At 70.4% G+C, this 9,483-nt stretch carries 7 protein-coding genes; 2 read left to right on the top strand and 5 right to left on the bottom strand.

The features are described from left to right. Positions 1–327: 327 nt before the first annotated feature. On the top strand, positions 328–1,878 hold the full coding sequence (locus tag O7619_RS02735; protein ID WP_282285463.1) for an AMP-binding protein: 1,551 nt from the start codon (positions 328–330) through the stop codon (positions 1,876–1,878). 2 nt (positions 1,879–1,880) lie between these two features. Further along, positions 1,881–4,055: an aminodeoxychorismate synthase component I gene (pabB, locus tag O7619_RS02730; RefSeq protein WP_282285462.1), complete on the top strand. Its 2,175-nt coding sequence runs from the start codon at positions 1,881–1,883 to the stop codon at positions 4,053–4,055. Between the two features lies 1 nt (position 4,056). Here the strand turns inward: pabB and O7619_RS02725 are convergent, their stop codons facing one another. From O7619_RS02725 to O7619_RS02705, 5 genes are all read right to left on the bottom strand, one after another. After that, a complete protein-coding gene (locus O7619_RS02725; protein WP_282285460.1) occupies positions 4,057–4,731 on the bottom strand; it encodes a response regulator transcription factor in 675 nt (224 codons plus the stop codon). A 410-nt stretch (positions 4,732–5,141) separates the two neighbouring features. After that, a complete protein-coding gene (locus tag O7619_RS02720) occupies positions 5,142–6,446 on the bottom strand; it encodes a GTP-binding protein (RefSeq protein WP_282285458.1) in 1,305 nt (434 codons plus the stop codon). Then, positions 6,446–7,417, bottom strand: coding sequence for a sulfate adenylyltransferase subunit CysD (gene cysD, locus O7619_RS02715; protein ID WP_282285456.1), 972 nt, complete (start codon positions 7,415–7,417; stop codon positions 6,446–6,448). Before cysD ends, O7619_RS02720 begins: the two co-directional genes overlap by 1 nt. 44 nt (positions 7,418–7,461) lie before the next feature. Further along, positions 7,462–8,295 carry an ABC transporter permease gene (locus O7619_RS02710; RefSeq protein ID WP_282285455.1) on the bottom strand — a complete coding sequence of 278 codons (834 nt, stop codon included), beginning with the start codon at positions 8,293–8,295 and terminating at the stop codon, positions 7,462–7,464. Then, positions 8,292–9,479, bottom strand: a complete 1,188-nt coding sequence (locus tag O7619_RS02705; RefSeq protein ID WP_282285454.1) for an ABC transporter ATP-binding protein — start codon at positions 9,477–9,479, stop codon at positions 8,292–8,294. The genes O7619_RS02710 and O7619_RS02705 overlap by 4 nt, the downstream gene beginning before the upstream one ends. Between the last annotated feature and the right edge of the window lie 4 nt (positions 9,480–9,483).

The raw sequence follows: 9,483 nt of genomic DNA, 5'->3' as shown, positions 1-9,483 counted from the left end.
GCTACCGCGGAAGGTACCCGGACGGGTACCTAGGATCACCTAAGTAATGAGCTTTACCGGCCTCGCCGAAACCCACCGGAACGGTTCCCCAACAGGAACGCTGGCGGTCCTAGCACATTCTCCCGACACTCACATCCGGAAGCAGAAAAAGATTTATCCGGGCCGGTCCGGATGTCGAATCGAATACTTGCCGCCCGCCTCCGCGGCGCTCTACGGTCGACATCGGCTCTCATTCTTACCGGAACTTCCGCCTCCGCCGAATTCCCCGGGAAAGTCCGTATCAGCCAGGAACATCCGTACCCGTCCAGCAGCAGAAGGGCTCTCGCCATGAATCTCGCGGCCACGCTGGAACGGCGCTGCGCGGAACGCGGCTGGAGCCAGCGCCCAGCCGTCCGCGAGCCGGGCCGGACCTGGTCCCACGGAGCCATCCACGATCTGGCCGGCAGGGCCGCCCGGATACTGGCGGCCGAAGGGATCAGGCCGGGCGACCGGGTGTTTCTGGCGCTGCCCGACAGCGCCGCCTGGGTGGTCTCGTTCCTGGCCGTGGCTCGGGCCGGAGCGGTCGCGGTCCTGGCCAACCCGGCGCTTGCCGCTCCGGAGCACGCGGCGCTCGTCGCCGACTGCGCCCCGGGTCTCGTCCTCTGCCCCGAGGAACTGACGGACCGGTTCGACGTCCGTACGCTCTCCCCGACCCAACTGCTCGACCGGGCCGGCCGGGCGAGTCCTGTCCCGGCGGTTCCGGTGGCCGGCACCGATCCCCTGTACGTGCAGTACACCTCCGGCACCACAGGTGATCCGAAAGGCGCTGTCCACCGGCACGCCGACCCGGAGGCGTACTACCGGTACGTCGGGCTCGGTGTGCTGAACAGCAGCGCCGACGACGTGACCCTCTCGATCTCCAAGCTGCACTTCGCCTACGGGTTCGGAAACGCCTTCGTCTTCCCCCTCTTCTCCGGATCGTCGGCGGTGCTGCTGCCCGAACGACCGGCGCCCGCGACGGTCGCGGAACTCGTCACCGAGCACCGGGTCACCCTGCTCTACGGGGTGCCGACGTCGTACGCACAACTCGTCGCCGCCGGCGACCGGGCCGCCTTCGGCAGTCTCCGGGCCGCCGTTTCCGCCGGTGAGGCGCTGCGACCGGAGCTCGCGGCGCGGGCCCGGGAACTGCTCGGCGTCCCGCTGCTCGATCAGGTCGGCTCCACCGAAGCGGGACACGCCTTCTGCGCGAACACCGTGACGGAGCACCGAGACGGGACGGTCGGACGCCCGGTCCCGGGCCATCGCCTCCGGCTGCTCGACGGCGACGGGGTGGCGGTGCCCGACGGGGTCGAGGGGGAACTCTGGGTCGCCGGGGAGACGGTCATGACCGGGTACCTGAACCGGCCGGAGGAGACCGCCCGCACCCTGGTGGGCGGCTGGCTGCGCACCCGGGACCTGGCGGTACGGCACGGCGACGGGACGTACGCCCTGCACGGCCGGGTGGACGACCTGGAGATGGTCGGCGGGATCACGCTGGCACCTCAGCCGGTGGAGCACCTCATCGAGGAGCACCCGACGGTCGCGGAGGCCGCGGTCACCGCCCGACCGGACGAGACCGGCGCCACCCGGCTGCACGCCTTCGTCGTACCGGTGCCCGGCGCCGACACCCCCACCGTGGACGACCTCGCTCGCTGGTTGGACGGCCGGGTGGCGCCGTTCAAGGTTCCCCGTGGCGTCACCCGCCTCGCCGCCCTGCCCCGCACGCCGACGGGGAAGCTCCGCCGCTTCGCGCTGCGCGAGCAGGGCAGCCCGGGAGGACCCGCGCGGGAGCGTGCCGGCGCCGCAGCCGACGCCGACGCCCGGGAAGTGGGCGCCGCCGGGCGTTCGGGGGTGGCGTGACGGTGCGCACGCTGCTGATCGACAACTACGACTCGTACACGTTCAACCTCTACCAGTTGATCGGCCAGACCTACGGCGTCGAGCCGCAGGTGCTGCGAAACGACAGCCCGCGGTTGACCGCGGACTTCGCGCGGCGGTTCGACGCGGTGATCATCTCGCCGGGTCCGGGCCGGCCGCAGGTCCCGGAAGACATCGGCCGCTGTCTTGACATCATCCGCGACAGCGGCCGACCGGTGCTCGGCGTGTGCCTCGGCCACCAGGCCCTGGGCTACCTCTGCGGAGCCGCTGTCGGGCCGGCGCCCCGGCCACGCCACGGCCACCTGAGCCGGATACGGCACGACGGCGGGCTCTTCGCCGGTCTGCCGCAGAATTTCGTGGCGGTCCGCTACCACTCGCTCTGCGTCGCCGAACCGCTACCGGATGAGCTGGTCGCCGACGCCTGGGCCGAGGACGGGGTGGTGATGGGGCTGCGGCATCGCTTCCGTCCCTGGTTCGGGGTGCAGTTCCATCCGGAGTCGGTCAGCTCCGAGCACGGCAGCCGGCTGCTGCTGAACTTCCGCCGGCTGGTGGGAGAGGGCGCGACAAACGGTTCGCGGGCGGCCGGCGACGTCGTCGACCCGGTCCCGGCATCGAGCGACACCAACGGACGGGCCGACGGTTGGCTGCTGCGCCACCGACGGATCTCCGCCCCGGAGGCGGTGCCGCCGGGGCAGGTCGGGACGGTCGACCCCGAGTGGGTCTTCCGACGGATCGTCGGCGACCGGCCGTACGCCTTCTGGTTGGACAGCAGTCGGGTCGTACCCGGCCTGTCGCGGTTCTCGTTCCTGGGGCACCCGGGCGGGCCGGACGGGGAGGTGCTCCGGTACGCCAGCGCCACCGGCACGGTCGAGGTGCTCGACCCGACCGGCGTCCGGATCGGCGTCGAGCCGGGGGACATCTTCACCGTGTTGCAGCGCCGCCTCGACGAGCGCCGGATCGCGGACCGCGGCGAGTTTCCGTTCGACCTGCCGAGCGGCTACGTCGGCTACTTCGGCTACGAGGTGAAGGCCGACTGCGGCGCACCGAACCGGCACGTCGCCGAGACCCCGGACGCGGTCTGGATGGCCGCGACCCGGATGGTGGCCCTGGACCATCAGACCGGTGAGGTGTGGCTGCTGGCGCTCTGCCGCGCCACCGACGCCCAGATCGCGGCTGCGGACGGCTGGCTGGACAGCACGGCCGCCCTGCTGCGCACCGGACCCGTCGGCCACCCGGTCGACGACCGTGACCGGCACGCCTGCCTGCTGGCGGACCCGGCCGGGCCGGAACGGACGTACGACCCGGAGCGCTGGCTGTCCCGCGGACGCGAGCGCTACCTGGCGGACATTCGCACCTGCCTGGATCTGCTCCGGGCCGGCGAGAGCTACGAGATCTGCCTGACCAACGAACTCCGGGCCCCGTACGACGGGTGCGGTGTCGAGCTCTACCTGCGGCAGCGCCGGCACAATCCGGCGCCGTACGCCGCCTATCTGCGCCTGGGGGAGACGCAGGTTCTCTGCTCCTCGCCGGAGCGCTTCCTGCGGATCGACCGGAGCGGGGTGGTCGAGGCCAAGCCGATCAAGGGAACCGCCCCTCGGGCCTCCGACCCCGAGCAGGACCGGGCCCTGCAAGCCGAACTCCGCGACTCACCGAAGACCCGGGCGGAGAATCTGATGATCGTCGACCTGCTCCGGCACGACCTCGGGCAGGTCTGCGAGATCGGCAGCGTCCATGTGCCGTCGTTCATGGAGGTGGAGTCGTATGCGACCGTGCACCAACTGGTCTCCACGGTGCGTGGCCGCAGCCGCCGGTCGGTCTCACCGACCCGGATCGTCCAGGCCTGTTTCCCCGGTGGTTCGATGACCGGAGCACCGAAGCCGCGAACGATGCGACTGATCGGTGAGATCGAGGACCGGGCGCGCGGCGTCTATTCCGGAGCGTTGGGCTTCTTCGGCCTGACCGGCGGGGTGGATCTCAACATCGTCATCCGGACCGCGGTCCTGCACCGGGGAATCCTCCAGGTCGGCGCCGGCGGCGCCATCGTGCTCGGATCCGACCCGGACGACGAGTACGACGAGATGCGGCTGAAGCTGACCGCTCCGCTGCCCGACTGGACGGCGCAGGAGAACAGCGTCCCGGAGGGGAGTGGTGTCCGGTGAGTCAGCGCCGGGCGGGCAGCAGGCCCAGCTGGTAGGCCGCCGTAACCGCCTCCGTTCGGTTGGTGCAGTTCAACTTCGCGAGGATGCGACAGACATGCCGCTTCGCCCCGTGCTCGGTGATCCCCATCTTGCCCGCGATCTGGCGGTTGCTCAGCCCCCGGGCCAACAGTCTCAGCGCCTCGCCCTCGCGGGGGGTCAGCGTCGGGGTGTCGGCGGGACGCTGGTCCTCCCGCAGCGCCGAGAGCGCGACCCGGCCGAGAGCGAGCGGCATCGGCATCTCACCTCGCCAGAGTTCGGTCAGAGCGTTGTTCAGCGACCGGCGATCGAGCTCCCCGGCCAGGATGAAACCATCAGCCGCCAGCGGTGCCGTCCGGCCGCGGAGTGCGTCACCGGCTCGGCTCAGGACCGCCAGGGTCGCCACGCCGGCGCTCCGCGCGGCGGTCACCAACCGGTCGATCGGGACGTCATCCTCGACAATCACGATCAGCAGGTCCGGCCGTTGCCGCCGGAGCAGCACCATCGCCTCACTTGCCGTCGACGCGACCCGGACACCGGTGATCGCGTGCAGTTCGCCGAGGAGCGCCTCCAGCCCTTTGCGCAGCACCTCCGGACCGAGAGTGACGAGAACCCGTAACCCGGTGGGTGACGTGCTGGTTTGCCGGTTGGCCTGCACCATGCTGCTGCCTCCTCCGCTGCTCCCCCTGCGCGGCCGTACTCCGGCCCCTCCGTACCGGGATCGGCCCCCATCCTTGCAACGCGTCGCAATCTCCGGACCTCGGGTCCACCTCCGGTCGCCGCGTCGAGCTCTGCCGGGCTGAATGTACGCGTGAAGCCCCTACCCCGGATCGGCATTGTTAAATCATTTCCGACTGATGGCCGTCACGCTCCATGAAAGAATCCGGGCGGATGCCGAGAATCGTATTCGTGCCGGTCAAGCTCTTATGCCCTATTTGGGCTCGACGGGGTTGCGGGCCGCCGCCACCCACCGTCTCGCTTGACCGGTTTGCGGCACAGTTTCACGGAAAGAGTGGCTATCCGAGCTCGGACAGCCACTCTTTCCGTGGACCTGGTGTGTCGAGGGGGGTGTCAGGTGCCTTCGACGATCATGCCCGCGGCGACGGTGCGATGGGTGGTTTCGTCGATGACGATGAAGCCGCCGGTGGTGCGGTTGCGGCGGTATTCGTCGGCGAGGAGGGGGATGGTGGTGCGGAGTCGGATGCGGCCGATTTCGTTGAGTTTGAGTTCGTCTGTGGTGTCGTCGCGGTGGAGGGTGTTGATGTCGAGGCGGTAGTGCAGGTCGCGGATGACCGCCCGGGCGGTGCGGGTGGTGTGTTTGATGGTGTATCGGCCGCCGACGTGGAGTGGGCGGGTCTCGTCCATCCAGCAGATCATGGCGTCGATGTCCTGGGCGACGGTGGGGGCGTTGTTCGGTCGGCAGATCAGGTCGCCGCGGGAGACGTCGATGTCGTCGGTGAGGCGGACGGTGACCGACATGGGGGGAAACGCCTCGTCGATGGAGCCGTCGGCGGTTTCGATCGCGGCGATGCGGCTGGTGAAGCCCGACGGCAGCACCATCACCTCGTCACCCGGCTTGAGCACGCCCGAGGCCACCTGGCCCGCGTAGCCCCGGTAGTCGGTGACGGTGGTGGACTGTGGGCGGATGACGTACTGCACGGGGAAGCGGACGTCGACGAGGTTGCGGTCGGAGGCGATGTGGACGTGTTCCAGGTGGTGCAGCAGTGACGGGCCTTCGTACCAGGGCATGTTCTCCGACCGGGAGACGATGTTGTCTCCGCGTAGCGCGGAGACCGGCACCACGGTCAGGTCCGGGGCGTCGAGTTTCGCGGCGAACGCGGTGAACTCGTCGGCGATCCGCTCGAACACCTCCTGCGACCAGTCGACCAGGTCCATCTTGTTGACACACAACACCAGGTGCGGCACCCGCAACAGCGAACACAGGAACGCATGCCGGCGGGACTGCTCCACCAGACCCTTACGCGCGTCCACCAGGATCAACGCCAGATCCGCCGTCGACGCCCCGGTCACCATGTTCCGCGTGTACTGGATGTGCCCCGGCGTGTCGGCGATGATGAACTTACGCCGCGGCGTGGCGAAGTACCGATACGCCACATCGATGGTGATGCCCTGCTCCCGCTCCGCCCGCAATCCGTCGGTCAGCAACGCCAAATTCGTGTACTCGTCGCCCCGCGCCGCGCTGACCGCCTCCACCGCGGCCAACTGGTCACTGAACAACGACTTCGTGTCATACAACAACCGGCCGATCAACGTCGACTTACCGTCGTCGACGCTACCGGCGGTCGCGAACCGCAACAGGTCCATCGGCCGCGCGGCGGTCTCACCGTCGGCCGGGGCCAGGATGTCGACGCTCATCAGAAGTAGCCCTCTCGCTTACGGTCCTCCATCGCGGCCTCACTGACCCGATCGTCACCGCGGGTCGCGCCCCGCTCGGTGATCCGCGTCGCGGCCACCTCCTCGATCACCTTCTCCACCGTGTCCGCGTCCGAGCGGACCGCCGCGGTGCAGGAGGCGTCACCCACCGTCCGATACCGCACCCGGGCCGTGAACGGCTCCTCACCCGCGCGGGCCCGGAAAAACTCGTTCACCGCGTAGAACATGCCATCGCGCTCGATCACCTCCCGCTCGTGCGCGAAGTAGATCGACGGCAACGGAATCCGCTCCCGCGCGATGTAGTGCCAAACGTCCAACTCGGTCCAGTTCGACAACGGGAACACCCGGATCGACTCACCCGGATGATGCCGACCGTTGTACAACGACCACAACTCCGGACGCTGGTTCTTCGGATCCCACTGCCCGAACTCGTCCCGGAAGCTGAACACCCGCTCCTTCGCCCGCGCCTTCTCCTCATCCCGCCGCGCCCCACCGAACAACGCATCGAACCGATGCTTCTCCACCGCGTCCAGCAACACCGGCGTCTGGATCCGGTTCCGCGTACCATCCGCCGCCTCCCGCACCACACCCGCGGTCAACGCCTCCGGCACACTCGCCACGATCAACTGCAACCCCAACTCCGCCACCCGCCGATCCCGGTACTCCAACACCTCAGCGAAGTTGTGCCCCGTATCCACATGCATCACCGGAAACGGGATGTTCGCCGGCGCGAACGCCTTCTGCGCCAACCGCAACATCACGATCGAGTCCTTACCACCGGAGAACAGCAACACCGGCCGCTCCATCTCCGCGACCACCTCACGCATCACGAAGACGCTCTCCGCCTCCAACTCGTCGAGCTGCGAGAGCAGCAGGTCCGGCAGCGCACCGGCGTGGGCGGCGGGAAGGCGGGCGGGCGCCGGGTCGGATGCGGCGGGGGTGGGGTCTGCCATGGCAACTCCTCGACCGGTCGGATGTGGGTACGGGACAGACGTGGTCACTGGATCGCCCGACGGCCGAAGCAGCGGACGCTGACCCAGGTCAGCACGGCGGCCACCCCGGTCAGCACGGTCAGGCACACCCAGGCCGGCAGGTGCGGCACGCCGGGAAGCAGGGCCCCGCGTACCCCCTCCGACACGTAGGTCATCGGGTTGAGCGCGGTGACCACCTGGTACCACGGGACCGACGACAGCCGGGGCCACGGGTAGTGGATGCAGCCGGTCCAGATGATCGGGGTGAGGATCACCGCGAAGGTGACGTTGATCCGCTGCACCGGCAGGGTGGTGGCCAGGCTCATCCCGAGCGCCCCGCCGATCCACGCGCCGAGCAGCGCCACCACGAACGCCAGCGGCAGCCCCGCCGGCCGCCACGGCGCGGAGCCGACCATCAGCGCCCCGAGCGGGTAGATCAGCACGGCCGCGAGCAGTCCTCGGATGGTCGCGATCACCAGCTTGCCGATCGCGACGTACCCGGTCGGCAGCGGCGCCATCAGCCGGTCCTCGATCTCCATGGTGAAGCCGAACTCCTTGACCAGCGGCAGGGCCACGCTCTGCAACGCGGTGGTGAGGGCGGCCAGCGCGATGATGCCGGGCAGGAACACGTCGGCGAAGCCCCGCCCGACCAGGCCCTGGCTGCCCAGGACGGTGTCGAAGACGAAGAGCATGAACAGCGGGGTCAACCCGACCTGCACCAGGATGATCCAGAGTTCCCGGCCGGTGACCATCAGGTCGCGGCGTAGCACGGCGGCGAACACCCGCCCGGTCCCGGGGCGGGGGCGCGGCTGGGGGGTCGGGCGCAGCGGGGTCGGGGTCGGGGTGTCGAGAGCGGTCACCGCGGTTGCCTTCCGGTGAGTTCGATGAAGACGTCCTCCAGGCTGGGTTCGCCGATGTCGATCGCGTTGATCGCCGCCGACCGGTTGGCGAGCACGGTCACCGCCGGTCCGAGCAGCGCGGCGGGGTCGGTGGCCAGGTGCAGGCGGATGCGCACCCGGCCGCGACCGCCGTTGCCCGCCGCGCCGCCACCACCGCCGCGCCCGAGCAGGCCCGCGCTGCCGCGCCCGCCGGCCAGGGCGGCCAGCCGGCCGGCGCCCGGCCGCCCGCCACCGCCCCCGGCGGCGAGCGCGGCCAGCATCCCGGCACCGCCGACCCCGGCCAGCCCGGCCCCGCCGGCACCGGGCCGCCACCCGGCCGGCACGGCCGGGGCCGCCAACCGTTCCGCCTTGCGTACGCCGGTCAGCTCGCCGAGGGCGGCGCAGAGCCCGTCCGGGTCGTCGCCGCCGGCCGGGGTGACCGTCAGGTCGAGCAGCGCGTCGCCGGCCAGGCCCCGGACCAGGTTGGTCGGGGTATCCAGGGTGAGCAGCCGGCCGTGGTCGACGATGCCGACCCGGTCGACCACCCGGGCCGCCTCGTTCATCGCGTGGGTGGTCAGCACGATGGCCACCCCGCGCTCGCGCAGTTGCCGGAGCTGGCCCCAGATCAGCAGGCGGGTCTGCGGGTCGAGGGCGTTCGTCGGCTCGTCGAGGAAGAGCACCGCCGGTTCGTGGGCCAGCGCACGGGCGATCATCAACCGCTGCGCCATCCCGCCGGAGTACGCCTCGATCCTCCGGTCGGCCCGTTCGGTGAGGCCGAACCGGTCCAGCAACTCCTCGGCGCGGGCCTGCGCCTCGCGTCGCCGTACCCCGTGGTAGGTGGCGTGGTAGACCAGGTTCTGCCGGGGGGTCAACGCCCGGTCCAGGTTGTTGTGCTGGGGCACCACGGCCAGTTGGGCGCGGGCGGCGGCCGGATCCCGGCCCACGTCGACCCCGCCGACGAGGGCCAGGCCGCCGGTGGCCCGCAGCCGGGTGGTCAGGATGCCGACGGTGGTGGACTTGCCGGCCCCGTTCGGCCCGAACAACCCGAAGATCTCGCCCGGCGCGACGGTGAACGACAGCCCGTCCACCGCGTTGGTGTCGGTGCGGGGGTAACGCTTGACGAGGTCGTCGACCTCGACCACGGCCGGCCCGTCTCTGCTGGGCATCTCA

It is taken from the genome of Micromonospora sp. WMMD998 (assembly GCF_029581235.1).
In the GTDB taxonomy this organism is placed as follows: Bacteria; Actinomycetota; Actinomycetes; order Mycobacteriales; family Micromonosporaceae; genus Micromonospora.
Note: the sequence above shows the minus strand (reverse complement) of the source record. Positions and strands in the feature narration are given on the sequence as shown.

Excerpts from the sequence above, each read along its gene's own strand:
- cysD (WP_282285456.1), bottom strand. The coding sequence starts at position 7,417 with ATGGCAGACCCCACCCCCGCCGCATCCGACCCGGCGCCCGCCCGCCTT.
- O7619_RS02735 (WP_282285463.1), top strand. The coding sequence starts at position 328 with ATGAATCTCGCGGCCACGCTGGAACGGCGCTGCGCGGAACGCGGCTGG.
- O7619_RS02705 (WP_282285454.1), bottom strand. The coding sequence starts at position 9,479 with ATGCCCAGCAGAGACGGGCCGGCCGTGGTCGAGGTCGACGACCTCGTC.
- O7619_RS02720 (WP_282285458.1), bottom strand. The coding sequence starts at position 6,446 with ATGAGCGTCGACATCCTGGCCCCGGCCGACGGTGAGACCGCCGCGCGG.
- O7619_RS02725 (WP_282285460.1), bottom strand. The coding sequence starts at position 4,731 with ATGGTGCAGGCCAACCGGCAAACCAGCACGTCACCCACCGGGTTACGG.